Source organism: Streptomyces sp. NPDC006385 (assembly GCF_040612485.1).
In the GTDB taxonomy this organism is placed as follows: Bacteria; Actinomycetota; Actinomycetes; order Streptomycetales; family Streptomycetaceae; genus Streptomyces.
Map to the genome: position 1 here is coordinate 1 of NZ_JBEXQG010000062.1, position 26,508 is coordinate 26,508.

At 72.8% G+C, this 26,508-nt stretch carries 18 protein-coding genes and 3 pseudogenes; 9 read left to right on the forward strand and 12 right to left on the reverse strand.

What is annotated here, in order from left to right:
- Nucleotides 1-93: pseudogene (locus ABZ078_RS33745) on the reverse strand (cbb3-type cytochrome c oxidase subunit I); the annotation flags it as partial.
- Between the two features lie 96 nt (nucleotides 94-189).
- On the opposite strand from ABZ078_RS33745, the gene ABZ078_RS33750 reads away from it, so the two are divergent.
- A complete protein-coding gene (locus ABZ078_RS33750; RefSeq protein WP_356581644.1) occupies nucleotides 190-513 on the forward strand; it encodes a hypothetical protein in 324 nt (107 codons plus the stop codon).
- On the forward strand, nucleotides 510-2,792 hold the full coding sequence (locus ABZ078_RS33755; protein WP_356581646.1) for a glycoside hydrolase family 3 N-terminal domain-containing protein: 2,283 nt from the start codon (nucleotides 510-512) through the stop codon (nucleotides 2,790-2,792). The genes ABZ078_RS33750 and ABZ078_RS33755 overlap by 4 nt, the downstream gene beginning before the upstream one ends.
- On the opposite strand, the gene ABZ078_RS33760 is transcribed toward ABZ078_RS33755, so the two are convergent.
- From ABZ078_RS33760 to ABZ078_RS33785, 6 genes are all read right to left on the reverse strand, one after another.
- Nucleotides 2,756-3,661, reverse strand: coding sequence for a carbohydrate ABC transporter permease (locus ABZ078_RS33760; RefSeq protein ID WP_356581720.1), 906 nt, complete (start codon nucleotides 3,659-3,661; stop codon nucleotides 2,756-2,758). The genes ABZ078_RS33755 and ABZ078_RS33760 overlap by 37 nt on opposite strands.
- Nucleotides 3,662-3,666: 5 nt before the next feature.
- Nucleotides 3,667-4,707 (reverse strand): sugar ABC transporter permease, encoded by a 1,041-nt coding sequence (locus tag ABZ078_RS33765; RefSeq protein WP_356581648.1) that lies wholly within the window; start codon nucleotides 4,705-4,707, stop codon nucleotides 3,667-3,669.
- A 2-nt stretch (nucleotides 4,708-4,709) separates the two neighbouring features.
- Nucleotides 4,710-6,080, reverse strand: a complete 1,371-nt coding sequence (locus ABZ078_RS33770) for an extracellular solute-binding protein (protein ID WP_356581650.1) — start codon at nucleotides 6,078-6,080, stop codon at nucleotides 4,710-4,712.
- 130 nt (nucleotides 6,081-6,210) lie between these two features.
- Nucleotides 6,211-6,831, reverse strand: coding sequence for a peptidyl-prolyl cis-trans isomerase (locus ABZ078_RS33775; RefSeq protein WP_356581652.1), 621 nt, complete (start codon nucleotides 6,829-6,831; stop codon nucleotides 6,211-6,213).
- Nucleotides 6,828-11,063 carry an NEW3 domain-containing protein gene (locus tag ABZ078_RS33780; RefSeq protein WP_356581654.1) on the reverse strand — a complete coding sequence of 1,412 codons (4,236 nt, stop codon included), beginning with the start codon at nucleotides 11,061-11,063 and terminating at the stop codon, nucleotides 6,828-6,830. The genes ABZ078_RS33775 and ABZ078_RS33780 overlap by 4 nt, the downstream gene beginning before the upstream one ends.
- Before the next feature lie 163 nt (nucleotides 11,064-11,226).
- Nucleotides 11,227-12,111: a MurR/RpiR family transcriptional regulator gene (locus tag ABZ078_RS33785; RefSeq protein WP_356581656.1), complete on the reverse strand. Its 885-nt coding sequence runs from the start codon at nucleotides 12,109-12,111 to the stop codon at nucleotides 11,227-11,229.
- Between the two features lie 159 nt (nucleotides 12,112-12,270).
- Between ABZ078_RS33785 and ABZ078_RS33790 the strand changes: the two genes are divergently transcribed.
- On the forward strand, nucleotides 12,271-13,035 hold the full coding sequence (locus ABZ078_RS33790) for an SIS domain-containing protein (RefSeq protein WP_356581658.1): 765 nt from the start codon (nucleotides 12,271-12,273) through the stop codon (nucleotides 13,033-13,035).
- On the opposite strand, the gene ABZ078_RS33795 is transcribed toward ABZ078_RS33790, so the two are convergent.
- Complete coding sequence (locus tag ABZ078_RS33795; protein WP_356581660.1) at nucleotides 13,036-16,104, reverse strand: beta-N-acetylglucosaminidase domain-containing protein; 3,069 nt, start codon at nucleotides 16,102-16,104, stop codon at nucleotides 13,036-13,038.
- A gap of 179 nt (nucleotides 16,105-16,283) precedes the next feature.
- Here ABZ078_RS33795 and ABZ078_RS33800 point away from each other — a divergent pair, with 179 nt between their 5' ends.
- The gene (locus ABZ078_RS33800; RefSeq protein WP_356581661.1) at nucleotides 16,284-16,865 is read left to right on the forward strand and encodes a hypothetical protein; all 582 of its coding nucleotides are present in this window, start codon (nucleotides 16,284-16,286) and stop codon (nucleotides 16,863-16,865) included.
- A gap of 59 nt (nucleotides 16,866-16,924) precedes the next feature.
- Here ABZ078_RS33800 and ABZ078_RS33805 read toward each other — a convergent pair whose 3' ends face one another.
- Complete coding sequence (locus ABZ078_RS33805; RefSeq protein WP_356581663.1) at nucleotides 16,925-17,674, reverse strand: DUF4142 domain-containing protein; 750 nt, start codon at nucleotides 17,672-17,674, stop codon at nucleotides 16,925-16,927.
- A gap of 119 nt (nucleotides 17,675-17,793) precedes the next feature.
- Nucleotides 17,794-18,849: an alpha/beta fold hydrolase gene (locus ABZ078_RS33810; RefSeq protein WP_356581665.1), complete on the reverse strand. Its 1,056-nt coding sequence runs from the start codon at nucleotides 18,847-18,849 to the stop codon at nucleotides 17,794-17,796.
- 196 nt (nucleotides 18,850-19,045) lie between these two features.
- Here ABZ078_RS33810 and ABZ078_RS33815 point away from each other — a divergent pair, with 196 nt between their 5' ends.
- A complete protein-coding gene (locus ABZ078_RS33815; protein ID WP_356581666.1) occupies nucleotides 19,046-22,225 on the forward strand; it encodes a SpoIIE family protein phosphatase in 3,180 nt (1,059 codons plus the stop codon).
- Here the strand turns inward: ABZ078_RS33815 and ABZ078_RS33820 are convergent.
- Entirely contained in the window at nucleotides 22,197-22,733 is a 537-nt protein-coding gene (locus tag ABZ078_RS33820) for an alpha/beta hydrolase (protein ID WP_356581668.1), read from the reverse strand. The genes ABZ078_RS33815 and ABZ078_RS33820 overlap by 29 nt on opposite strands.
- A gap of 46 nt (nucleotides 22,734-22,779) precedes the next feature.
- Nucleotides 22,780-23,091 (reverse strand): annotated as a pseudogene (locus tag ABZ078_RS33825) (alpha/beta hydrolase); the annotation flags it as partial.
- Between the two features lie 265 nt (nucleotides 23,092-23,356).
- On the opposite strand from ABZ078_RS33825, the pseudogene ABZ078_RS33830 reads away from it, so the two are divergent.
- From ABZ078_RS33830 to ABZ078_RS33845, 4 genes and pseudogenes are all read left to right on the forward strand, one after another.
- Nucleotides 23,357-23,734 (forward strand): annotated as a pseudogene (locus ABZ078_RS33830) (pyridoxal-phosphate dependent enzyme); the annotation flags it as partial.
- A gap of 15 nt (nucleotides 23,735-23,749) precedes the next feature.
- Nucleotides 23,750-24,457 carry a hypothetical protein gene (locus ABZ078_RS33835; protein ID WP_356581722.1) on the forward strand — a complete coding sequence of 236 codons (708 nt, stop codon included), beginning with the start codon at nucleotides 23,750-23,752 and terminating at the stop codon, nucleotides 24,455-24,457.
- Nucleotides 24,441-25,706, forward strand: coding sequence for an MFS transporter (locus tag ABZ078_RS33840; protein ID WP_356581669.1), 1,266 nt, complete (start codon nucleotides 24,441-24,443; stop codon nucleotides 25,704-25,706). Before ABZ078_RS33835 ends, ABZ078_RS33840 begins: the two co-directional genes overlap by 17 nt.
- Nucleotides 25,703-26,500 carry a class I SAM-dependent methyltransferase gene (locus ABZ078_RS33845; RefSeq protein WP_356581671.1) on the forward strand — a complete coding sequence of 266 codons (798 nt, stop codon included), beginning with the start codon at nucleotides 25,703-25,705 and terminating at the stop codon, nucleotides 26,498-26,500. The genes ABZ078_RS33840 and ABZ078_RS33845 overlap by 4 nt, the downstream gene beginning before the upstream one ends.
- The last annotated feature ends 8 nt before the right edge of the window (nucleotides 26,501-26,508 follow it).

A 26,508-nucleotide genomic window follows, 5' to 3' on the forward strand; every position in this document is an offset into this window, starting at 1 on the left:
GAATCCGATGGCCCAGAGCATGGGGGTCTCGAAACTCAGCGATCCGTTCCACATGGTGCCGATCCAGTTGAAGAACTTCACGCCGGTGGGGAGCGGGCGCTGGGCGTGCCGCAGGACGTCCTGCCGCCGGACGACCCGGGCCCGTACGACGAAGCGCCCTGGACACGGGCCCGGCGCGAGGCCTACCGCATGCACCTCCTCCCCGCCGTCATGGACCGGCCGCCGGTCCGGCTGGCCCGGTTCGCACCGCTCGTCGCCGAGGCCGCCCGGCAGCGGGACGCCGCCGCCGCGGGGATCCTGGAAGCGGCCGCCGACCACCTCACCGGCACGGTCCGCGCGCTCGCCCCCCGGCCCGGCGAGCGCCTCGTCGCCACCGGTGGTCTGCTCGGCCCCGACGGCCCGCTCACCGAGCCCCTCACCGCCCGCCTCCAGCCCCTCGGACTCACCCTCGACTGGGTGCCGGACGGCTCCCTCGGGGCGGTGGCGCTCGCACGCCTGGGGTGTGAGGGATGACCGGCCTCGCCGGACGACGGCAGCACGCCGGCCCCGCCGGCATCCCGATCTACCGCGACCCCACCGCCCCCGTCGACGCCCGCGTCCGCGACCTCCTCTCCCGGATGACCCTGCGCGAGAAGGCCGGCCAGCTCAACCAGCGGATGTACGGCTGGAACGCCTACCGCCGCACGCCCGACGGCGGCTTCGCACTCACCGACGCCCTGTACGCCGAGACCGACCGCTTCGAGGGCCTCGGCGCGCTCTACGGGCTCCAGCGCGCCGACGCCTGGTCCGGTGTCGACCACACGTGCGGACCCCTCGCGCAGGACGGCGCGGCCCTCGCCGACCTGGTGCAACGGCATGTCGTGGAGCGGAGCCGGCTCGGCATACCGGCGCTGTTCGTCGAGGAGGTGCCGCACGGCCTCATGGCCCTGGACGGCACGGTCCTGCCCGTCAATCTGGCCGTCGGCGCCACCTGGGACCCCGAGCTGTACGAGCGCGCCGCCGCCCACGCCGCCGCCGAACTGCGGGCCCGTGGCGGGCATGTCGCCCTGGTCTCGGCACTCGACATCGCCCGCGACCCCCGCTGGGGCCGCACCGAGGAGTGCTTCGCCGAGGACCCGCACCTGGCGGCCCGCTTCACCGAAGCCCTCGTACGCGGCATGCAGGGCGAGCCCGGCGAGTACTTCGACGCCGACAAGGCCGCCGTCGTCCTCAAGCACTTCGCCGGCCAGGGAGCCACCGTCGGCGGCCGCAACTCCGCCGAGTCCGAGCTGGGGCCGCGGGAACTGCACGAGATCCACCTCCCCGCCGCCCGCGCCGGAATCCGCGCCGGGGCCGCCGCCGTCATGGCCGCCTACAACGAGGTCGACGGCATGCCCTGCTCCGGCAACAGGGCCCTGCTCACCGAACTCCTTCGGGACCGCTGGGGTTTCGACGGCCTCGTCATGGCCGACGGCCTCGCCGTGGACCGGCTGGCGCGTATCACCGGCGACACGGTGTCCGCGGGCGCGCTCGCGCTCGGCGCCGGGGTCGATCTGAGCCTGTGGGACGAGGGCTTCACACACCTGGAGGAGGCGGTCGAGCGGGGACTGGTGGCCGAGGAGGCCCTGGACACCGCCGTCGCCCGTGTCCTGCGGCTGAAGTTCCGACTGGGGCTGTTCGACCGGCATGCCGTGACGACCACGCCCCTCCCGGACCACGGCAGGGAGGTGAGCCTCGCCGTCGCCCGCGGCGCGGTCACCCTCCTCCACAACGACGCCGGCGTCCTGCCCATACCCGAGACCGTCTCCCGTATCGCCGTCCTCGGGCCCCAGGCGGCCACCACCACCCACCAGTCGGGCGACTACACCGCCCCGCAGCGCCCCGGCACGGGCACGAGCGTGCTCGACGGACTGCGGCGGCTCGCCCCGACCGGCGCCGACCTCCGCCACGCCCCCGGCTGCGCCCTCACCGGCGACGACCTCTCCGGCATCCCGGCCGCGGTCGCCGCGGCCGCCGCGTCCGACCTGGCCGTGCTCGTGCTGGGCGGCAGCAGCGCCCGTACGCCCGACACGGAGTTCGACGCCAACGGGGCCGCGCGGACCGCCGTTTCACACATGACCTGCGGCGAGGGCGCCGACCTCGCCGGACTGCGGCTCGGCGCCGCCCAGTACGCCCTGCTGGACGCCGTCACCGCGACCGGCACACCCACGGCGGTCGTCCTGGTCCAGGGCCGCCCGCACGCCGTCCCCGAGGCGGCGGACCGGGCCGGCGCGCTGCTCACCGCCTGGTACCCCGGCCCCTGGGGCGGCGAGGCGATCGCCGAGGTCCTCCTGGGACTCCGGGAACCGACCGGCCGCCTGCCCGTCTCGGTGCCGCGCTCGGCCGCCCAGCTCCCCGTCCACTACAACCACAAGGACACCGAGTACGGCGGCTACGTGGACGAGGACGCCGGGCCGCTCTACTCCTTCGGGCACGGGCTGTCGTACACCGGCTTCGCCTACGGCCCGGCGCGGTTGTCCGGGCACACCGTCGAGGCCGACATCACCAACACCGGTCACCGGCACGGCCGTACCGTCGCCCAGCTGTACCTGCGCCGGCTGCGCACCCCCGTCTGGCCGCGCACGCTGGAGCTGCACGGCTTCCAGGCCGTCGAGCTGGCGCCGGGCGAGACCCGCACGGTCGCGTTCCCGCTCGGCGCCGGCCTGCCCGGCACGGGCACGGTGGTCGAGTTCCGCGTCGCCGAGTCGGCTCGGGCGGCACTGACCGCCCTACCGACTCAGAGCTTCACGGCCCCCGACGACACGCCCCGGTAGAACCACCGCTGCGTGATCACGAACAGCAGCAGCACCGGGATCACCGAGATCACCGACCCCGCCATCACCAGCCGCTGGTCGTACCCGAACGACGACGTCTGCAGCCGGGCCAGGCCCAGCGTCAGCGTGAAGTGCTCCTCGGAGCGCAGCACGATCAGCGGCCAGAGGAAGTCGTCCCAGGCGCTGATGAAGGTGTTGATGGTGACGACCAGGATCGCGCCGTACGCGGAGGGCAGGTACAGGTGGCGGAATCGCTTCCACTCGCCCGCGCCGTCCAGCATCGCCGCGTCCTCGATCTCGCGCGGGACGGCGAGGAACGCGGCCCGCATGATGAGGACGTTGATCGCGGCGACGAATCCGGGCAGCCAGACGCCGACGAGGTGGTCGACCAGGCCCATGTCCCGGATGCTGAGGAACAGCGACACCATGATCGACTCGAAGGGGAACATCATGGACGCCATCAGCAGCACCCACACCAGCTTGCGGCCCTTCCAGCCGGGCTTGGAGAGCATGTAGCCGGCCATGGTGGAGAAGAGGAGCTGGCTGGTGATGGAGATGACCGCGACGAACAGGCTGTTCCTGATGTACGTCCACACCGGCACCTGGGCGAAGACCTCGCGGTAGGCCCGCAGGGTCGGGTGGTGCGGGATCAGGGAGGCGCCCGCGCCGAAGACGTCCTCGCCCGCGCCCTTGAGCGACGACAGCGCCTGCCACAGCAGCGGGCCGACGGTGAGGAACAGGACGAGGACCAACAGCAGGTAGCGGACGACGAGTTCGCGGGGGCGGCCGTAGTCGCGCCAGCGCGGCAGCAGCCGTCGGCGCCCCGCCGCGGCCGGCGCGCTCCTCGCGCCCTCGGCGGCGGTCGTCATGCCGGTCATGCGTCGTCCTCCTTCGTCAGGCGCTGGGCGAGCAGCGTCAGGCCCAGGGTGAGTGCGAACAGGGCGACGCTGACCGCCGCGCCGTAGCCGGCGTTGCCGGTGAGGGGGTCGAGTCCGACGTCCCGGATGTAGAAGGGGAGCGTGCGGTCGGCGCCGCCCGGGCCGCCGGTGGCGCCGCCGAGCATGTAGATCTCGGTGAAGACGCGCAGCGAGCCGATGCCGGTGAGGGTGCCGACCAGCATCATCGACTGCCGGACGCCGGGCACCGTGACGTGCCAGAAGCGGCGTACCGCGCCCGCGCCGTCCACGGCGGCGGCCTCGTGCAGTTCCCTGGGCACGTTCCCGAGGGCGGCCAGGTAGAAGATCATGTACCAGCCGAGGCCCTTCCACAGCGTCAGCCCCATCGCCGACAGCAGGATCAGCCACGAGTCGGACAGGAACGGGATGGCCTCGCGGATGAGGTGCGCCTTCTGGAGCCAGGTGTTGACCAGGCCCTGGTCGCTCAGCAGCCACTGCCAGCTCAGGCCCACGACCACGCTGGAGGCGAGGACGGGGGTGTAGAAGGCGGAGCGGAAGAAGCCGATGCCGGGGAGGTTCTTCTCGACGAGGATGGCCAGCAGCAGCGGCAGCAGCACCATCAGCGGGACCACGATCAGCGCGTACAGCAGGCTGTTGCGGGTGGCCAGCCAGAAGTCGGGGTCGGAGAGCATCCGCTTGTAGTTGGCGAGACCCACCACGTCGTACGCGCCGCCGAGCGGTTTGGCGTCGGTGAAGGACACCACGATCGTGTTGAGGAACGGGAACACCCCGAAGACGGTCGTGCCCACGATCGCGGGGAGCATCCACAGCCACGGCAGCCACCAGCGTCGGTAGAGCGCCGCGCCGCCCGCGTCCGCCGTCGGACCGGGCTTGACGGCACGCAGGACACGACGCAGCGGCCCCCACGACGGTGGCGTGGGGGAAGCGCCGGGGCGCGGGGCGCCCGCCCCCGGGGAAGCGGGGACGGGCGCCTTGGCCGGTGCGGTGTGCTGAGTCATCGTCAGCTACCCTGCGCGATCAGCTGGTTGGCCTTGGTCTGGGCCTCGTTCAGTGCGTCCTGCGCGCTCTTCTTGCCCTGCATCGCGAGCTGGATCTGGGCCGAGATGGCGTTCAACTCGCCCGGCGTCAGGGCGATTTCGTCGGCCGTGGCGGTCTGCCGGTCACCGGCCACGATCTTGCGGGCCTCGGCGAAGGGGTCGGTGCCCTCGACCTTCTGGAAGAACGGGTCCTTCAGCGACTCGGTCGTCGAGGGGAAGATGACGACGTTCGGGTCCTTCGCCCAGGCGAGCTGGTTCTTCGCGTTGGTCAGGAACCGTGCGAAAGCGAGTGCGGTCACCGCGTTCTTGCTGGTGGACGCGACCCCGATGTACTGCGGGGCGCCGACGGTGTGGCCGAGGTCGTCCAGCATGTAGCGGGCGACGCCGGTCTTCTTGTAGATGGACGGGTTGTTCTGCTCGATGAAGCGCAGGAAGTTGGGGTTGGTGGAGCCGTAGACCAGCTTGCCCTGGCCGTAGACGTTGGCCGGGTCCTGGTTCGAGGAGAGCGAGTCCTTCGGCATCGCGCCGGCCTTGTAGAGCTTGGTCATGCCCTCGACCCACCGCACGGTCTTCGGGTCGTCGGCGAAGGTGAACTTCTTGCCGTCGGCGGACAGCACCTTGATGCCCATCTGCTGCCAGTCGGCCGGGATGCGCAGCGAGGGGTTGGCGAGGAAGGCGTAGTACTGGCCGTCGGAGACCTTGGCGATCTTCTCGGCGTCGGCGAACAGGCCGAGGACGGACGTCGGGGGTTCGGCCGGGTCCAGGCCCGCCTTCTTCAGCAGGTCGGTGTTGAAGGTCTGCACGATGCCGCCGGAGTACCAGGGCAGCACGCTGTGCACCTTCGTGCCGTCGGCCTGCGCGTAGGTGCTCGACTTCCACATCGAGGCGGTGAACGGCTTGCCCGCGTCCGGTGCCTTCTCGTCGAGGTTCAGCAGGTAGCCGTTCTTGGTCAGCGCCACCGCCGTGTTGACGTTGAGGTTGACGACGTCCGGCAGTGTGCAGCCCTGCGCGTCGGCGACCAGGCGCTGGGTGAACGTGGCGTCGCCCGGATCGTCGATCCACTTCACCTTCGCGCCCGGGTGCTCCTTCTCGAAGGCGTCGATGACGCCGTTGAAGTAGTGGCCGAAGTCTTTCTTCAGATTGGTCGTCTGGAAGGTGATGTCGCCCTTCACCTCGCCGGAGAGCTCGCCGGCCCCGACGTTCGCCTTGTCGACCTTGCAGCCGCCCGCGGTGGCCCCGCCGCCGTCGGAGCCGCCCGAGAGGCCGCAGCCGGCGGCCCCGAGTGCCAGGGCGAGGAAACATGCCAGGGATCCGGGAAGTCTGCTTGCGCGCATGGGTGCCCTCCTGCGGCCGACCGAGACGGTTGGTTCAAATCACCAACTTGGACTCTGATTGATGAAAAGGTGGACCAGAATTCATCGGAGGTCAATGGGTTGCCGGTTGCTTTTACGTTCCGTCCGCGGATCAGTGCCGGTGCTCGTGGTCGGCGTGGGACGGATCGCCCGGGTGCTCGTACCCCGGGGCGTACTCCACCCCCGTCCGCGCCCGGTCGAGCCAGTCGAAGAAGGCCTGCCGCCCGGCCGCCCGCCGCAGCTCGCGCACGATCCCCTCGCGGGCCCGCTCGTACGGCAGGACGTCCGCCGCCTCGTGGAAGGGGTCGGCGCCACGCCTGAGCGCCTCGGGGGTGAGGAAGCGGTCGCGGTTGCGGTCGTAGTAGTCGCGTACGGCCCTCTCCGGGACGTCCTGTTCCGCCTCCAGTTCGGTGAGCAGGAGACGGGCGGCGGGGGAGTGGGCCAACGCCGCCGCGATGATGCTGCCGAGGTCGGCGACGTCCGTCTCGGCCACCGTGAGCAGGAGGGACGGGGACACTTCCTCCGGTGGCTTCAGCCCTCGGTCGGCGCAGGCCCGCCGGGCGAGTTCGTCGGTCACCACCACCTGGGTCGCCCAGCGCCGCCGCTGCCGTTCGGCACGCGCGAGAGCCTCGGGACGGGACTCGCGATCACGGGGTGGCACGGTTTCCAGGAAGGCGTCCACGCGGCCCTTCGGGACCGCTTCACCCTGGACGACGACGGCGTGTTCCGTCACGGCGTCACCTCCAGCTCGACCGCCTCCGTGTAGGCGACGCAGCCGTGCCAGCCCACCTTCGCCATCAGCCAGTACGACCCGGGCGGCACCGCCCCGCCGTCCACCTCGATCGCGCACTCCAGCTGTTCGCCGCCCGGCACGGTGAAGCCCTGGCAGCCGGGGGTCACACCCGCCCAGGTCCCCCATGAGGACACGGCCCACAGCGTGCCGCCGACCGGCCCCCGGGTCGGGTTGCGCAGGGTCACCGGGACGCGGACCCGTTCGCCCCGGCGTACGCAGACGCGTTCCACGCCCAGGGACGTCACGAGCGTCGGGCCCTTGTGCCCGTCCGGCACGTCCAGCGCCACGACGTCCTCGTACGTCTGCCCGCCGTACGACAACCGAGCCGTGAGCCAGTGCCGCCCTGGCTCGGCGTCGGGCGGCGGCGTCACCGTGGCCTCGGCGACCGTGAAACCGGCGGGGCCCAGCGCGTACGGCAGTTCGGCCGGTTCGACGGACCAGCCGGGCGGGACGCGCAGGTCGACCGTGCCCGACACCGGGGCGTCCGTCAGCTCCGAGCCGACCCGGACCGTCGCCGTGACCGGGCCCTCGGAGACGGTGAGCGCGGCCGGCGACAGATAGACCGCGACCGGCATGTTCCCGCGCGGGGCGGGGCCGGAGTTGTGGAGCCAGTAACGGGTGGCGACGGGCTGGGCGGGTTCGTGGGCGGCGACGCCGGCGCCGGGTGCGGTTTCCGCGTCGGTGCCGGCCAGGACGGTGGCCACCTCGAAACCGGTCAGGTCGAGTTCGAGCACCCCCTGACCAGCGGGCGCGAGCGGCTCCCCGCGCCGCTCCAGCACGTCCGCCCGGGCGCCCTCCGTCCACTCCCGCGGTCCGCGCACCCGCGCCCGCACCGAGCGGCCGTTCACCTCGTGCATCCGTACGACGACCCCGCGCCCCGGGTCGGCCGCCGCCGCACTGCCCCGCGCGAGGGGCGACCCGAGCGGCTTGAGCGCGTCGAGCAGCACCTCCCCGGCGGGGTCGAGTCCCAACAGCGCCGTCCTCCTGGGCAGTACGGCGTCTTCGGCGGCCGCCGTCCGCAACCGTGCCGTCAGCGGATGGTTGAACGCATGCCCGGCCTGCGGCAGCCGCAGCTCCCGCCAGTCGCCCGGGCCCGCGACCACGGCGTACTCGAAGGTGTGGGACCAGCGCTGGAGCTGGAAGGCGGAGCCGTCGGGCGCCGTGCGCCGGGGCGGGTCGACCCAGATGCCGGAGGGCCAGCCCGTGCAGGAGCGCATCAGGGACATGTAGAGGTCGCCCGACGACGTCACCACGCACCCGGGTGTGCCCCTGTTCAGGACGGCGAAGCCGCGCCCGTCCCACGCGTCCCCGGGCGGCAGGGCCTCCCCGCCGCCCGCCGCGGTGGCCCCCACGACCGCGTCGTCCAGGTCGGCGATCAGCGCGTCCACCGCCTTGGCGTCGTCCTCGGGCCGGGCGCCCGCCACCACCAGCAGCGGCAGCCGCTCCAGGTCGCGCAGGTCGGCGCCGGGCACCCACTCCTCCCGCAGCGAGGCGCGCGGCGCGACCCAGACGGCCGCCACGCCCCGCTCGGCGAGCTGCCGCCGCAGCTCCCGCCCGGCCGCCGGATCCCAGCCGAGGGCCTCGGCGACCACGGAGTTGCGCTCGGGGGCGCCGACCGCGATCCGGATGTCGGGCAGGTTGGAGTCGACCTCCAGGTCGCCGTAGCGCGGGCCCCCGGCGATCGTCGAGGTCGCCGTCACACCCACCCGCACCAGGGCCGCCGCGAGCGCGGTGCCCAGCTCCCCGGCGTCGTCCCAGGAGGAGTACACCAACTCGGCGACACCGATGGACCGTTCGCCGAGCGGACGGCCCGACCCGTCGGTCAGCGCGACCCGCGCGGTGGAGCCCAGCCCGAACCAGGTGTTGGCCGGATTGTCCAGCGTCCACGGGAACCGCTCGCTGTCCACCTCCACGAACCCGAACCCGCGCCCGATCACCGCGTCGGCCACCTCGTGCACCGGGAGCCCGCCCCGTACGTCGGAGGGCCAGCGGACCCGGATGAGGCGGTCGGCGCCGTCGTAGCCGTCGAGGGTGGTGGTGACGTCGAGGCGGTCCACGCCCTTCCACAGCGTCAGGCGCTGCGTGTACCGGAACAGGCCCAGGTCGGCGCGGACGGTGATCCGCGATCCGGCGGGGGAGTGCTCGACATCGATGTCGGCCGCCACGTCCCGGCTGCGGGCGGCCGTGGTGCCGGTCGGCGTGAGGTGCCAGGGGCCCTCGCCGAAGCGCGGGTGCCTCGGGTACTCCTCCTGCACGACGAGTTCGTTGCCGATGTCACCGGGACGCAGCAGCTCCCGGCCGCCCTCGGAGAGGGACCGCAGGCCGCTGACGGCGCCGCCGCGCGCGGGATCGACCGTCACCTCGTAGAACTCGTTGCGGATGGTGGCGCCCTCGCCGCGCGTCCACTCGGGGACGGTGCCCTCGGCGAGCGGAAGCGCCTTGAGGCCCATGCCGGGCACCTCCGGTACGACGACACGCAGTTCGCCGTCCTCCCGTACGGCGGGCAGGGGCAGCCCGGTGTCGTCCAGCGGGACGAGCCCCGGGTCCTCGACGGCCAGCACGTCCCGCCGCTCCCAGGTCGCCGCGTTGAAGACCACCAAGTCCTTTGCACCGCCCGGTAGTTGGGCCACCCTGCGGGCCAGGGCGTCGGTCGCGTCGGCGTGCACGGCCTCGGCGAGGTCGTACAGCTCCCGCCAGCCGGTGAGCAGGTCGATGTAGACCTGGTCGGACTCCGAGCCGGTGATGGCGTCGTGGTGGGCCCCGTAGATCAGCTGCCGCCACGCCTTGTCGAGCGCCGCGTCCGGATAGGGGTGCCCGGCCACCAGCGAGGCGAGCGTCGCCCAGGCCTCCGCGTCGGCGAGCAGCGTCTCGCCGTACCGCTGGGCCTGCTTGGTGTCGATGTAGGAGACGTCCTTGCCGGTGTAGATCGGGTTCATGTCCCGTGTCTGCGGCGACGCCTTGCGGCCCTCGGCGTCCAGCTCCGCGCGGACGGCGGCGAAGAAGTCCCGCGGGATCCCGCTGACGAAGCGCGGCCAGACGTACCGGGCGTTCCAGTCCCGGTGGATGCCCATCACCCAGCGGCACGGCGGCGCGTAGTCACCGCCGACCGGGAGCAGCACATTGCGGGTGAGCGCGACCTGCTTCAGCCCCTTGAACAGCTTGAACGCGGCGGCCTCCGCCTCGGGCAGGGTGGGCGCGTTGTCGATCGCCCAGCCGGCGCCGTAGTGGTTGACCATGTAGGCGGTCAGCAGCCCGCGCCCGGACGGGGCGATCCAGCTGAACTCCGCCGGGAACTGCATCCGCCGCGGGTCCCGGGGCTCCTCGCCGAACACGGAGAGGGTCGGCCCCCACTGGTGGAACGGCCCGCGCGCCCACGAGCTGGAGCTGACCCCGGCGTCCGCCATCAGCCCCGGGAACTGCGGATCGTGCCCGAACGCGTCCAGCTGCCAGGCGGTCTCCGGCGACGCCCCGATGATCCCGCGCTGGAAACCGTCGCCGTACAGGGCGTTGCGTACGGTGGCCTCGGCGCCGGTGAGGTTGGTGTTGGGCTCGTTGTAGGTGCCGCCCATGATCTCGACGCGGCCGGTGCGGATCAGCTCGCGCAGGAAGGCGCGCTCCTCCGGGAAGGCGTCCCAGTAGGGCTTGAGGTAGTCGACCTCCGCGAGCACGAAGGTGTACGCCGGGTCGCGGCGGGCCAGGTCGCAGTGGGCGCGGACGAGACTCATGCCGGACTGGCCCCGCGAGTCGAAGGTGCGGGCGGGCAGGCCGGTGGTGGCGGGGTCGTCGGCGACGTCCCAGGTCTCGGTGTAGGCGCCCTGGGTGTTCCACCACACGGGGTCGTAGTGGAAGTGGCTGACCATGAACATGGTCCAGCCGGGTTCGGCGGCCGTGAACGCGCCGCCCTGCCGGGCGACCTGGTCCCCGTCGGCCGCGGTCACCGTGATCTCGCGGCGGTCGCCGGGGGCGAGGCCGTCGGCGGTCACGGGTATCTCGGCGCGTACGGTGCCGTCCTCGCCCACGGTCGCCTCGGCGGAGCCGTGGACGCCGGCCCCCTCGACGGTGAGGCGGACTGCCTGGCCGGGTGTGTGGCCGACCTCGACGGCCACCACTTGGTGCGGGTGGTCCTCGGTGCCGACGAAAAGCTCGGTGGACTCGACAGAGATGACGCGCATGGGGCTCCTACGAGTGCTCGCGGGGAGCCCCATCCTGGCATCGGCAGATGGTTCAAACAACCACCAGAATGTTTTCTCGGTGGTTCATCCATGCAGTCCCGGACAGGCGGTCCCGGACAGGTGGTCCCGGACAGGCGGTCCCTGCGGGCCGGTCCGGACGGACTCAGCGCCCCCGGCGCGACTTCACCGCGTGCTGCGGGGTGATGTGGTCGGTCAGCGCCAGCGAGGCGCTCGCGCGCTGGTAGGTGAGCTGGGCGACGCGGACGTACAGGCAGTCCACGAGCATCAGGACGGAGTGCCGGCTGCTGATGCTCTCGGCGCGGAAGCTGGTCTCCGAGGACGACGAGATGAGCCGGATGTCGGCGGCCCTGGCGAGCGGGGAGCGCGGGTCGGTGGTCAGGGCGATGGTGGTGGCGCCCCGCTCCTTGGCCATCTCGAACGGTTCGAGGGTCTCGCGGGTCGCCCCGGAGTGGGAGATGCCGATGGCCACGTCCGCCGGGGTGAGCAGGGCCGCGGAGGTGGCCGCAGCGTGCACCTCGGTCCAGCCGCGCACCGCGCAGCCGATGCGGAACAGCCGTGTCTCCGTCTCCTGCGTCACGGCACCGCTGCCGCCCACGCCGTAGACGTCGATACGCCGGGCGCGGGCCAGGGCCTGGGCCGCGCGTTCGAGCGCGTCCAGGTCGATCCGGTCGATGGTCTGCTGGATGGCCCGCAGGTCGGCGGTGCCCACGACCTGGACGACCCGCTCCAGGCTGTCGTCGGGGGAGATGTCCGGGCCGATCTCGGCGGTGCCCCAGTCGGAGACCTCGCCGCGGCCGCGTTCCTGGGCCAGTTCGATCAGCAGGTGCTGGTAGGAGTCGAGGCCGATGGCCCGGCAGAAGCGGGTCACCGTCGCCTGGGAGGTGCCGGTGCGGCGGCCCAGCTCGGCGGCCGAGCAGTGGGTGACGGCGGCCGGATCCTCCAGGATCAGCTCGCCGACCTTCCGCAGGGAGCCGGCCAGCCGGGGCAACTCGGTGCGGATGAGGGTGGTGACGTCCGTCGGAGGCATGGGAAAGAAGGTACCAGCCACCGTTTGCCGCGCAGCTTGAATACCAGGACCGAGCACGGGCCGAGCCGGGCTCATTGCCCGTGCCGACCGCTCTGTGATTTATTGATTCACCCATGGAGTCGTACAGGGTGGTTCAATCCACCCGGTGGGGAGTGACGCGTGTCCGACGAGTCTGTGAGCGCCCGGCGCTTCACGCGCGAGAGCATGGCCCTCCTCGACCATATGACCGAGTCCGCCCGCGACGACGTGGCACGCGCCGCCGAACTGATCGCCGACTGCGTACGCGCGGACGGCGTGATCCAGGCGTTCGGCACCGGCCACTCCCAGGCCATCGTCCTCGAACTCGCCGGACGGGCCGGGGGACTCGTGCCGACGAACCGGCTGAGCATCGCCGACCTCGTCCTGTACGGCGGCGAAACCCCGAGCGTCCTCGACGACCCGCTCCTGGAGCGGAAGGCGGGCGTCGCCGACCGCATCTACGACCTGGCCGCACCGCGCCCCCAGGACCTCTTCGTGGTGATCTCCAACTCCGGCGTCAACAACGTCATCGTGGAGATGGCCCTGCGCGTCAAGGAGCACGGCCACCGCCTCCTGGCCCTCACCTCCCTCACCCACAGCCGCGCCGTCCCGGCCGGACACCCCAGCGGCCAGAAGCTCGCCGACCTCGCCGACGTCGTCCTCGACAACCGGGCCCCGCGCGGCGACGCGCTGCTGGACCTGCCGGGCGGCGGCGCGGTGTGCGCCCTGTCCACGCTGACCGGCGTGATGCTGGTCCAGATGGCGGTCGCGGAGGCGACGAAACTGCTCCTCGCCGCCGGGGAGCGCCCGCCGGTGTACGTCTCGGCCAATGTGCCGGGCGGCTTCGAGGGCAACTTGGAGCTGGAGAGGCGGTACGCCGGACGGATCCGGCGCACCGCGAGCTGATCACTCCACGGGTACCGGCGTCAGCGCCACGGCCAGCGGATAGGCGCCGGTCTTCAAGGGCGCCCGAGTGGTGCCCGACGCGGTGTCGACCGGTACCAGGGCGTTTCCGTCCGCGGTGGTGACGTAGGCCGTACGACCGTCCCAGTCCAGGCCCACGTCGAAGGCGGACCTCCCGACCGTGACCTCGGCGCCGGGGGCGCCGGTCACCGTGTCGACCGGCGTGACGTGGTCGCCGTTGCTCGGGCTGACCCACAGCGTCCGGCCGTCCGGCGACAGACCGAGGCCGTACGCCTGGCCGGAGACCAGCAGCGTCGGCTCGGTGTCGTTCGTCGCCGTGTCGATCGGGGTCACCGTCGAGCCGCCGGAGTTGGAGACGTACACCGTCCTGCCGTCCGGCGCCGCGACCACGTTGAAGGGACGGGGGCCCACGGGGATGGCCTGGCCGGCGACCTCGGTGGTGAGGTCGACGGGGCTGACCGTGTTGTCGTGGATGTTGGCCACGTACAGCGTCCTGCCGTCCGGTGTGATCGCCATGTTCTCCGGACCGGAGCCGACCGCGACGGGCGGCCCCGCCTTCAGCGTCCCGGTGTCCACGGGCTGGACCGTGCCGTCCGTGTAGTTGGCGACCCAGAGCGTGTCGCCGTCGGGGGTGAGGGCGAGACCGGCGGGGACCTTGCCCACGGCGACCGTGGCGGTGACCGTGCCGCGCGCCACGTCGATCACGCTGACCGAGTCGGAGCCCTGGTTGGCGGCGTAGGCGGTACGGCCGTCCGCGGCGACGACGACCTCGCCGGGGTTGTTCCCGACGGCGATGTGCGTGGTCGTACCGGAGTCGAGGTCGAGGGAACTGACCGACGCGCCGCTGAAGTCGGCCGTCAGCGCCCGGGACGTGCCGGCGCCGTCGGTGACCCGGACCGGGAGCGCGCGGGTGAGGACGCCGTCTCCCGACACCACGACCGAGTGCACGCCAGGCGTCCGGGCGGTCAGCGTGACGGTGGCCGACGCGCTGCCGCCGGCCGGTACGGTCACGCTGCCCCCGGTGGGCGAGGCCGTGACCCCGTCGGGCACGTCCAGCGTCCAGGTGACCGTCCTGGCGGCGGTGGACCGCTCCTCGGACAGGGCGAGGGTCACGGTCCCGGAGGAACCGGGCTTCAGCGAGAGCGAGCCGGGTGTGAAGGAGGCGTCGACGCCGGGGTCGGGGGCGTTCTCCAGCAGCGTGGTGTAGAGGAACTGGTCCATCACCCCCGGGGACACCTGCTGGGGGATGGCGTCCAGTTCCTTGCGCTCGCCCCTGAGCCGGTTCCAGTACCTCGACACGGCCTCGGTGTCGCCGCGCCTGCCCGCGAGCAGCAGGTCCACCGCCGTCTCACCCGCGGTGCCGTAGCGGCCGAGCTTGTCCAGCCAGGCCGAGGTCTCCTCCAGGAACCCGGGGTTGTCGAGGCGGGCGCGCAATGCGGTGGGGGTGGCGGCCATGTCGCTGAAGTAGGCCCTGAGTGCCGCGGCGGCCCGGTCGAGGCCGGTGTCGTCGTCGTGGGCCTTGCGGAAGGCGGCGATGAGGGCGGTGAGCGTGGGGGACTCGGTCGGGTCGAGCTGGGAGGAGTGGTTGTTCTCGGCGAAGATCCGCAGCCATCTCGCGGCCCCGGGTCCGGCCAGGTCGCGGACGGAGGCGAGGAAGGCCGCTCGCGGGTCGTAGGCGTCCGGGTTCCAGAGGTAGGCGGCCGAGGTGAACAGGGCGATCCTGCTCGCCTCGCCCTGGACCATCGGGTTGGCGGTCACCCCGGTCACGGCGCTCGCCACCCCCGCCTCGCGGCCGGTGTAGGGGCCGAGGAGGAGACGGCTGGTGACGTAGTCGTTGACCGGATAGTTGTCCCAGATCAGGATCGGGTGGCCGTAGATCTCGCGCGCCCGCTTCACCTGCTCGGTGGTGATGGTGGGCGCGATGACGCCGACGCCGGTCCACTCGACGACCACGGACTCGTCGAGCCGCTCCCGAAGCGCCTTCTTGTACGGGGAGTCGGCGAGGTCGGAGTACTCGGTGGGGACCATCTCCAGCGGCTGGAGCCCGGTGTGGTCGCCGGAGAACTCCTTCCAGACGGTGTTGAGCAGGTGTGCCTGCGCGGCCCCGGCCGCACCGCCGCCCGTGCCGAACTCCCGCTCGTCCTCGGCGCAGTTCCACTTGGTGTAGCTGATGTCGTCCAGCGGGACGGCGAAGGAACGCACCCCGATGTCGTACAGCGAGTCGAACTTGGCGGTGAGCGCCTTGATGTCGGCGTCGGAGGAGTAGCAGACGGAGAGCCCGGGGGAGAGGGCGTAGGTGAAGCGGACGTGGTTGGCGCGGGCCCGGTCGACGAGTTCCCTCAGCTTCGCCAGTTCGGCGGGCGGGTACGCCTCGCGCCAGCGGGCGCGCAGGTAGGCGTCGTCCTTCGGGGAGTAGACGTAGACGTTCTGCTTCGTATGGCCGTAGAAGTCGAGTTGGCGCAGTCGTTCGGCGTGGGTCCAGGGGGTGCCGTAGAAGCCCTCGATCACACCGCGCAGGGCGGCGGTGGGCCAGTCCCGGACCGTGGTGACGGGCACCTTCTTCCTGTGGTCGATGAGCTGGCGCAGGGTCTGGGCGGCGTAGAAGGTGCCGGTGGTGTCGGTGCCGGAGAGGGCGACGAGGGCGCGGCCGTGGGAGCGTCCGGAGGCGAGGACGTAACCGCCGGAGGGCAGGCCCGCCGGGGACTTGGCGCCGAGTCGTCTCAGCGCGGCCCCGGTGGCGGTGTTCTCGGCGGGGCCGCCGACATAGACCGTCAGGCCGGCGGGGGGCGGCTTCTCGCCCGCCCGCACGGTGACGACGCGCTGGGCGCCGGCGCCGCGCAGGACGGTTTCGACGAGGTGCCGGGCGGAGGGGTCGGTGTCCGGGCCGACGACCTCGACGACCCGGTCGGGGACGGTGAGCCGGCCCGAGCCCGGGTGCAGGCTCTTGGGGGTCGGCCACACCTGTGGGGCGGGGGTGGCCGGCTCGGGTGCGGCCGCGGCCGGTGCGGTGAGGCCGAGGGCCAGGAGCAGGGCGGCGACGGTGGCCGACATGACCCGGCGCCGTGGACGTCTGACGCGAGGGGCTGAAAGCACAGGTCCTCCCGGGATGAATGTATCCACCGGGGGATGCTAGGGATGGCGAATGTTTCATTCAATGGTCGGAACTGCGCGGCCGACGGCGGGTGGGCGCACACTGGAAGAGTGCTGTCGGTGCTCAAGGGGGTGTCGGCATGGCTGCGTCGGAGTGCACGAGGGTGCGGCTGTGGCGGTGGCGGCGCAGCCCGCTGAGGCGGCGCAGTGACCTCGTCGAGGCCTGGGTCGTGCTGTGCGGGTGGGTGGTCGCGCTGGTCGGCGGCGTGTTCGGGGGCCTGCTCGCGGCGGACGCGGTCGTGGCCTCCGCGGAGCAGCAGCGGGCCGAGAGCCGCAAGGTGACGGCCGTGCTGGTGAAGGACGCGGAGGATCCGGGGCCCTCGCGGGTCACCACCGACCATCTCGTGTGGGCGACCGTGCGCTGGACCGATGCCGACGGCACCACCCGCACCGACGAGGCACGGGTGTCGCCCAGGACACAGGCGGGCAGCAAGGTCGAGGTGTGGACGGACCGCGACGGCGCCGTCGTCAACGAGCCGCTGTCCGAGAACGAGCTCCTGCTGCACTCGATCGCCGGAGGCGTCCTGGCCGCGGCCGGTGTCGGCGGCGTCGTGCTCGGGTGCACCTGGACGGTGCGGCTGGGGCTGGAGCGGCGGAGGCTGGAGCAGTGGGCCGCCGAGTGGGAGCGGATGGACACGCCGTGGGGGTGGAAGACGGGCTGAGACGCCCTCTCCCGCCCGCCGCGGCGAACACCACGGTCAGCCGCGGCCCACCGCCGCCGTCACCTGACGTCCGCGCTCGGCAGCGCCGACGGGGACGCGGTGTTCAGGTCCTCCAGGCCCTTGGGGATGGCCAGCGTGAGCACGGGCGCGCCCGGCTGGGGCGCGGGCGGCGTGAGCTGCTCCTTGGGGAGCTTGGGGGGCGTGGTCTGCTGGAAGTTGTTCGCGTCGAAGTTCACCAGGCCGGTCTTCTCCAGGACCGTGATGTGGTCGAGCACGGTGTCGTTCGCCAGGTCGGCGAGCTGGCGGACCATGGTGTTCTGCGTGTTGGCCCGGATCTTCGCGATCACCGGGAAGATCTGCCCGTGCGTGACGCGCATGATGGCGACTCCGGTGGCGTCGAACTCCTTGCCCGTCTTGGAGTCCACGGTCGCCACGAACTGCTCCTGCTGCGGGCTGGCCTGGTTCGGCAGCGTGATGTTCAGCTCGGTCGCGATCTTGCGGCACGCGAGGTCGAGCCGGGCGTGGCCGACCACCAGGTGCTCGCCGGCCTCCTTCATCTCCGGCGTGGTGCCCCGCTCCATCGCCATCATGCCCAGCGGGTGCTCCCACAGACCTGCCGCGCGGACCTTGACCACGAAGTCGCGGTCGGCCTCGGTCAGCGGGCCGTACTGGGTGTTGGCGATGACGCGGTCCTGCGAGGAGGAAGCGGTTTCCACGCCGAGCATGGCGGGGTAGGCGAGAGCGGAGAGGGTGAGGACGAGGGCGCCTCCCACGAATACGGTGCCTACCATGCGGCGCGAGATGGGCATCGTGCCTCCTGACGTGAGCGACTGGGTCCCCAGGAGGTACGTACGGAACGCGCGAAACAATCACCGCCGCGGGCAGAAAGTCGGGGGCCTGCTGTGCGTCGTGCGTCACACTCCCGGTCTCAGCGCAGATGGCGCGCGAAGAAGGCCAGGGTGACGTCCATGGAGTCCGGCCACCGCGGCCCGAACGTGTGCCCCTCGCCCGGATACGTCCGCAGCTCGACGTCCTTGCCGGCCGCCTCGAACGCGGCCGCGGTCCGCTTCGACCAGGCCAGGGGGCAGCTCGTGTCGGCGGTGCCGTGGTGGATCAGCAGGGGTTCGGTGACCCGGTCGACATAGGTGATCGGCGAGACCTGCCGCCAGAACTCCGGGTTCTCCTCGGGCGTGCCGTGCGCGGCCTCGATCTCGTCGACGACCGGGTCGCCCTCGGGCCGCTGGAACTGGTCGATGTTCTCCTCGGGCCGCGAGCTGACCGGGGCGAAGACGACGGCCGCGTCCACCAGCCCGGGCGCCACGACCAGCGTGTTGTGGACGACCCCACCGCCCATCGAGCGCCCCAGCAGGCCGATCCGCTCGTCGTCCACGTTCGGCCGGCCGGCGGCGCGCAGAGCGTGCACGGCTGCGATGACGTCCTCGGTGTAGCCGAGCCGCAGATTGACGTCGTTGTCCGGGTCGTCGTCCGAGCCCGCGTGGTTGCGGTAGTCGGTGTGCAGGACGACGTAGCCGTTACGGGCGAGGAGGTCCTGCTCGCGGGGCAGGCCGCGGCCGGTGGTGTACACGTCCGGGTCGATGTAGCCGTGCGCGAGGACGAGCGCCGGGAACGGGCCCTCGCCCCGGGGGACGTTCATGATTCCCGAGATCGTCAGGCCGTCGGACCGGTAGGTGACGGCGTACTGCGTGTAGGCGTCGGTGCGCAGGCGTACGGCGGCGAGGCGGAGGTCGGAGCCCCGGTGCTCGCGCCGCATCAGGGCCGGGAGGGAGACCGGGTCGGCGGGCGTGGGGACGGTGGGGGAGGACGAGGGGGTCGTGGCGGGGGGTTCGCCGCCGGTCCGGGTCGATGCCGCCGGGGTGCCGGCCGGCGCGGTGTCCGGGCCGCCGCCGGCATGCCCGGTGCAGCCGACGGCGGCCACCAGCACGAGCCCGGCGGCGAGACAGCCCACGCTCCGCGGTGAGCGCATGCCGCCAGTATCCCGCGCTCCGGTTCCATCGGGCCGGTGGCTCGGAGGGCCGGGTCTCGGATGACCGGGCCGCCGAGACCCGGTGAGCCATTGTGATGCCCATCACATTGGAGCTAGGGTGAAAGCGCCTGGTGCAGCCCACGGGCCGTGGGCCGAATGACGGCGCCCGCGACGTGGCCGACTCCAGGTGAGGGAAGTGATCCCGTTGTCCGTCGCCTGGGACGACATCGGCGGCCTCGTCGATGCCCATGAACGGTTCCTCGCCGGCTCACTGGTCGAGGCGGACGTCCGCGACGCGGTGCTCGATTCCTGGAAGCGCTGCCGCTCCGCCGGGCTCGATCCGGACCGCCTGCTGGTCCGCTACACCGAGGACGTCTCGCTGGACGACCGGCTGCTGCGCGCCGCCGACCCGGTCCTGAAGAACCTGACCGCCTCACTCACCGAGGTGGGCATGACGATCGCGCTCTGCGACGGGCAGGGCCGCATGGTCCAACGTCTCGGTGGCGGCCGGCAGTTGTGCGAGGTCCTCGACGAGGTGCAGTTCGCCCCCGGGTTCGACGCCTCCGAAGCGGTCGTGGGCACCAACGGGGTCGGCACCGCCCTCGCCGAGCGCAGCCCCGTCTATGTCGCCGGCCGGGAGCACTTCGCCGACTGCATGCAGCCCTTCACCTGCGCGGGCGCGCCCGTACGGGATCCCCTCAGCGGGCGTATCGAGGCCGTCCTCGATCTGACCTGTCTGCGCGATCAGGGCGACCCGGCCATGGTGCGGATGGTCCGCGAGGCCGCCCGGAACATCGAGGCCCGGCTGCTGGAGCAGGCCACGGAGCGCGAACGTGCCCTTCTCGCCGCGTACCGCAGGGCCGACGGACACACGCGGGGCTGGCCGAAGCAGCCCGAGGGGCCGCTGCGCGGCGAGGACGGCGGCGCGCTCGGGCGGATCGACCTGGCGGTGCTGCGCGAGAAGGCCGAGGAACTCCTCGCCTCGCCGCATCGCACCCTCGACGAGGTCACCCTGCCCAGCGGCCGGACCGCCACGCTGCTGCGCCGTCAGGTCCAGGGAGCCGCGGGGGAGACCGGCGTCGCCGTCGAGGCCCGCGTCCTCGACGGCCCTCGCCTGCGCCACGTCCACCGGCCCACGCCGGCCACGCGGGGTCCGGTCGGGGTGGTTCCGCCGGCGCCGGTCGCGCCGGTTGGGCAGGGCGTACCGGCTGGGCAGGGGATGCGCATCGCGCAGGGCACGCCGATCGTGCAGGGCACGCCCACCGCGCCCACCGCGCCCACCGCGCTGACCAAGCCGAGCGTGCGGGACGAGCCGACCAGGCGCGGGGAGCCGCCCGCCGCCGCGTCGGCGCCGCCGCCCGTTTCCGCCGAGCCCGTGCCGCCCGCCTCCCCGGCACCCCCGCTCCGGACCACCCCGCAGCCCGCCGAGGCACAACCCGCGCCGGCGGAGACCGCACCACCGTCCGCGCCCCACCGGGACGCGGCACCACCCGTCCCGACACGCACCGGCGAACCCCCACCCCCCTCCCCGCGGCCCTCGACCCCGGACGCCGACGGCGACGGCGCCGCGCCCACCTCGCTGCTCGGCCTCCCCGTGCCCCAGCCCCCCACCACCGCGCCCCACCCCGACGGCGACGACGGCGGTGGAGCCGAAGGCTGGTTGCTGCTCGTCGGGGAGCCCGGGGTCGGCCGGCTGGCCGTACTGGCGCGGCGGCGGCTGGAGTTGCTGCATGACGCCAGCGTCCGCATCGGCACCACCCTCGACGTCACCCGCACCGCGGAGGAACTCGCCGAGGTGACCGTCCCCCGGTTCGCCGACTTCGCCGCCGTGGACCTGGTCGACTCGGTGCTGCGCGGTGAGGAGCCGGAAACGCTCGACGGGCGGACCGCGTTGCGCCGGGTGGCCATCCGCGCCGTACGCGAGGATCCGCACCATCTGTACGAGGTCGGCGACCTCGTCGAGTACGTGCCGTCCACGCCGCAGGCCCGCTCCCTGGAGACCAGGAAGTCCGTGCTCGAACCCGTTCTCGAGGAGGCGGGCGGCTGGTTGGCGCAGGACCCGGAGCGGCTGAGGAAGGTGATCGCGGCGGGCATCCACTCCCTGATCACCGTGCCGCTGCGGGCCCGCGGCACGACCCTCGGCGTGGTCAGCTTCTACCGTTCCCTGCAACCCGCCCCCTTCGAGGAGGACGACCTCTCCCTCGCCCAGGAACTGGTCGGCCGCGCGGCGATCTGCGTCGACAACGCCCGCCGCTACACCCGCGAGCACAACACCGCCCTCACCCTCCAGCGCAGCCTGCTGCCCCGCGGCCGCCCCGAGCAGAGCGCCGTCGAGGTCGCCTACCGCTACCTGCCCGCGCAGGCCGGTGTCGGCGGTGACTGGTTCGACGTCATCCCGCTGTCCGGCGCCAGGGTCGCGCTCGTGGTGGGCGACGTGGTCGGGCACGGACTGCACGCCGCCGCGACGATGGGCCGGCTGCGCACCGCCGTGCACAACTTCTGTTCCCTGGACCTGCCGCCCGACGACCTCCTCACCCACCTCGACGACCTGGTCGGCCGGCTCGACCGGGGCGAGGGCTGGGCGGCGGAGGGCACCCCGGACTCCGGCATCGTCGGAGCGACCTGCCTCTACGCCGTCTACGATCCGGTGTCCCGGCGCTGCACCCTCACCCGCGCCGGGCACCCCATGCCCGCGGTCGTCGCCCCCGACGGCACGGTCGAGTTCGTCGACCTGCCCTCCGGTCCTCCCCTCGGCCTGGGCGGCCTCCCCTTCGAGACGGTCGAGCTGGAGCTGGCCGAGGGCAGCCAACTCGTGCTCTACACCGACGGTCTGATCGAGGACCGGCACCGCGACATCGACGCCGGCCTGGACAAGCTGCGCACCGTCCTGGCCAGCACCGACCGCCCGCCGGAGGAGACCTGCGAGGCCGTCCTCGACGCCCTGCTCCCGGCCCGCCCCGGCGACGACGTGGCCCTGCTCGTCGCCCGCACCCGCGCGCTGGGCGCCGACCGGGTGGCGCAGTGGGACCTGCCCAGCGATCCGGCGGTCGTCTCCCGCGCGCGCGAGGCGGTCACCGGCCAGCTGACCGCCTGGGGCCTCGACGACCTGGCCTTCACCACCGAACTGGTCGCCAGCGAAATGGTCACCAACGCCATCCGTCACGCCGCCGGCCCCGTCCAGCTCCGCCTGCTCCGCGACCGCGCCCTGATCTGCGAGGTCTCCGACAGCAGCGCCACCTCACCGCGCCTGCGCCGGGCCCGGAGCACGGACGAGGGCGGGCGTGGCCTGTTCCTCGTCGCCCAGCTCACCGAGCGCTGGGGGACCCGCTACACGCCCGACGGCAAGGTCATCTGGACGGAGCAGCCGTTGCCGTGACCGGCAGCCCCGGACCGGAACAGCGCACGTCGGCCGCGGGCACCGTCCCGTCGACGAGGTGGGCACCCACCGCACCGTCCACGCACGTGTTGCCGCGGCTGGCGAACACGCCGTGGGAGTAGTCGTCCTCCAGGGTCACCAGGCGGGACCCGGGCAGCACTTCCCGCAGCCGGCGGGCGCCCTCGATCGGCGTCACCGGATCGTGCGCGGAGGCGACCAGCAGGACGGGCGGGGCGTCGGGGCCGCCGAGGGGGGTGCGGTGGGCCGGGCGGTGGTGCCAGTACGCGCACGTCGACGCCTCCATGCCGGTCAGGATCGGCTGCGGGTCGAGACGCCGGGTGCGGCGGACGTCCGCCACGATCCGGTCAGGCGTCGGTCCGGGGCCGTCCGCGCATTTCACGATCCGGTTGGCCGCCTCGTAGGCGCGGGACTCCGGGCTGTCGAAGGCGGCGGCGGGGCGCAGACCGTCGGTGCTGCCGTCGGCGAGATACGGGGCCGTACGAGACACCGAGGAAGCTCGTGCGCGGCTCGCCCAGCGCGGCGCGGATGGCGTCCATGTCGTACGCCGTCCACTCGGTGGACAGGTACGGCAGCACATCCGGGCCCGCGCCCGCCGCGCAGTCGTCGGCCATGTGCCGCAGCGACGCGAGGTACGCCCGCTCGGCCCGCGGGGTGGTCGGCACCGGATCCGCTCCCGGACCGGTGAACAGCCCGCCCATCGCGCCGCAGTCCACCGGGACGCTGAGGCCGACCCCGCGGGGATCGAAGCCTATGACGTCGTATGAACGCCGCACCCTCTCGGGGAGTTTGGCGCGCTTGGTCACCGCGTAGGGGAGGCCGGAACCGCCCGGGCCGCCGGGGTTCACCAGCAGGATGCCGCGTCGCTCGGCGGGGGTGCCGGAGGCGGGGACGCGGGAGACGGCGATCTCGACGCGAGGTCCGGTGGGGCGCCTCCGGTCGAGCGGGACGGAGAAAGGGGTAGCAAATGAAAATGATTGTCGCTAGCGTGTGCGCGTCAAGTCCGCAACCCCTCCGGCCGAGGGGTGTCCCGGGCTGTCCGGAAGTCTGAACTCGCGGCACGAAAAGGGGAGTTGTGGCTCATCTGCTGGTGGTGGAGAGCTGGGTCGGGTCGACACCGCCGGTTACGCCTCCCTCGCCGCCGAACTCAGCGTCCAGCTCGACCACCTGGATGTCCTGGTGTGCAGCGTCGGCACCGGCGGCCACAGCGCCGGCGTCATCGGCCCGCTGCGACGGCACTGGCCCGCGCTCCGGCTCATCGGCGTCGACGCCACCGGCTCCACGATCTTCGGCCAGCCCGCCCGACCCCGTCTGATGCGCGGCCTCGGCAGCAGCATCCACCCGCGCAACGTCGCCTACGACGCCTTCCACGAGGTCCACTGGATCGGCCCCGCCGAGGCCGTGGACAGCTGCCGAAGGCTCGCCCAGGGCTCCTTCGTCAGCGGCGGCTGGAGTACGGGCGCGGTGCGCGCGGGTCGCCGATCCACTCTCTCCCGGAAGGACACAGTGAAGGCCCACCTGCGCACCGTACGTCTCGAACTCGCCGAGCCGTTGCGCATCTCCCGCTCCACCATGACCGCCCGCGACGCCGTGTGGCTGGGCGTCGAGCACGACGGCGTGACCGGATACGGCGAGGCCGTCAGCAGCGTGTACTACGGGCTGGACGCCGACACGCTCGTGCGGCTGATCTCGGCGGTCGGTGTGGAACGGTTCGCCGATCCCGAGAGCGCCCTGGAGGCCCTGCCCTCGGGTGCCGTACCGCCCGCCGTCATCGCCGCCGTCGAGTCCGCGCTGCTGGACCTCGTCGGCAAGCGGGACGGTGTGCCCGTCCACCGCATGCTGGGGACCGAGGCGTCGTCCGGCGTCGCCACCGCACGCACCATCGGCATCACCTCACCCGCGCACGCCGCCGCCGAGGCCCGGCGCCTGGCCGCGAGCGGCTTCCAGGTCATCAAGGTGAAGGCGGGCACCCCCGACCCCGAGATCGAGGGCAGCGGCACCGAGCTGATGCTCGGCTGCCTCACCGCCAGCACCCTCGGCCTCGCGCCCGCCGTCCACCTCGCCGACCGCGCCCGCTGGACCGACCTCGACGGACACCTGCTGCTCGCCCACGACCCGTGGCGCGGGATCGGCGGCGCCGACGGCTGCGTACGCCCAAGTGGCCGCCCCGGACTGGGAGTCGAGGAGGTGACAGCCCATGCGGACGTGGCGTGAGATGCGGGGCTTCCCGCTCGCGGTCCGGCTCCTCCTCGTCAACCAGCTCGGCGTCAACACCGGCTTCTACCTCCTCATCCCGTACCTCGCCACCCACCTCGGCGAGAACCTCGGCATGTCGGCGGCGGTCGTCGGGATCGTCCTCGGCGTGCGCACTCTCAGTCAGCAGGGCCTGTTCATCATCGGCGGCTCGGCCTCGGACCGGCTCGGGGCGCGAGGCGTGATCATCGCCGGGTGCGCCCTGCGGACCGTCGGCTTCGGGCTGTTCGCGCTGGGCGACGGGCTGCCGGTGCTGCTCGCCGCGTCCGTGCTCAGCGGGCTGGCCGGGGCCTTGTTCAACCCGGCCGTGCGGGCGTATCTCGCGCAGGAGGCGGGGGACCGCAAGGCGGAGGCGTTCGCCCTGTTCAACGTGTTCGCCACGACGGGCGCGCTGATCGGGCCCCTGCTGGGCAGCGTCCTGCTCCTGGTCGACTTCCGCACGTCCGCGCTGACCGCCGCCGGCATCTTCGCCGTGCTCACCGTCGCGCAGGCCCTCGTCCTGCCCGCGCGGAAGGTCGAGCCCAGCGGCAACAGCGGTGTCCTCGCGGACTGGCGCGAGGTGCTCGGCAACCGGGCCTTCCTGGCCTTCGCGCTCGCCATGGTCGGCATGTTCACCCTGGAGAACCAGCTCTACCTGCTGCTGCCCGCCGGGGCCCGCGAGGCCACCGGCTGGGAGGGCGCGGCGGGCATCGTCTTCCTCGTCGGCACGGTCGCCAACCTGGCGCTTCAGCTCAGAATCACGCGGAGCCTCAAGTCCCGCGGCCCCAGAGCGCGTTGGATCGCCATCGGGCTCGCCGTGATGGGGGTGGCGTTCCTGCCGCCGGCCCTGTCGGCGGGCGCGGGGTCCCCTGGGTGGGCCGACGCCGGCCCCGTCCTGCTCGGCGCGCTGCTGCTCTACCTCGGCGTCATGATCGCCTCGCCGTTCGTGATGGAGCTGATCCCCCGGTTCGGACGGTCCGAGCTCACCGGCACCTACTTCGGGATCTTCTACGTCATGTCCGGTATCGCCGCGGCCGTCGGCAACACCGTCGTCGGATGGGCCATGGACACCGGCGAGAACGCCGGCCACGCCTGGCTGCCGTGGCTGTGCTGCACCGCCTTCGGCCTGACCTCGGCGGCCGGCGTGGCCCGGCTCCACCGGCGCGGGGCGCTGCCGGCCGATCCGGCCACGACGACACCGGCACGCCCCGAGGAGCGGAGCAACGCATGACCAGTGGCAACCTCCTCACCGACAACCCCGCCCTGTACGAGGCCCGCTTCCCCGACCCCGACCGGCTCGCCGGACGCTGGGTCGAGGACTGTCTGCGCCGGCACGGTGCCGGGGGCCGGGTCCTGGACATCGGTTGTGGCACCGGGCGCGACGCCGCTCACCTGCACTCCGTCGGTCGTACGGTGACCGGTGCCGATCTGTCCGAGGCGATGCTCGCGTACGCCCGCGCCCGCCACCCGGGGCCGGCGTACGTCCGGGCCGATCTGCACGGCTTCGAACCGCGTGAGGTGGGCGGCGTCGGTTTCGACGCCGTCGTCTGTCTGGACAGCTCCCCGCTGTACTGCCACACCGACGACCAGCTCGACGGCTTCCTCGCCTCCTGCCGCGGCGCGCTCGCGCCGGGCGGGCTGCTGGTCGCGGAGATGCGCAACGGGGCGTATTTCCTGGGACGTACGGACCTGCTCGACGCCCCGTCCGTCCACGCCTTCACCTGGCAGGGCACCGGCTACCGGTCGACCACCACCCTGACCGTCGACCGCACCGCCCAACTGCTTCGCCGTATCCGCGTATGGACGGCCGACGACGGATCACCGCCGGTCGAACAGCTCTCCGCCTGGCGGCTGCTGTCCCCGCAGGAGCTGCGGTACCTCCTCGCCGCGCACGGCTTCGAGGTGCTCGAACTCCACGACGGACCCGGGCCGCGCACCGAACCCCCCTGGCGCGAGGGCGAGTCGCCCGGCAGCGCCGCCGACGGCGACCGGCTGCACGTCGTCGCCCGCCGCCACACCGACTGACACGAAGG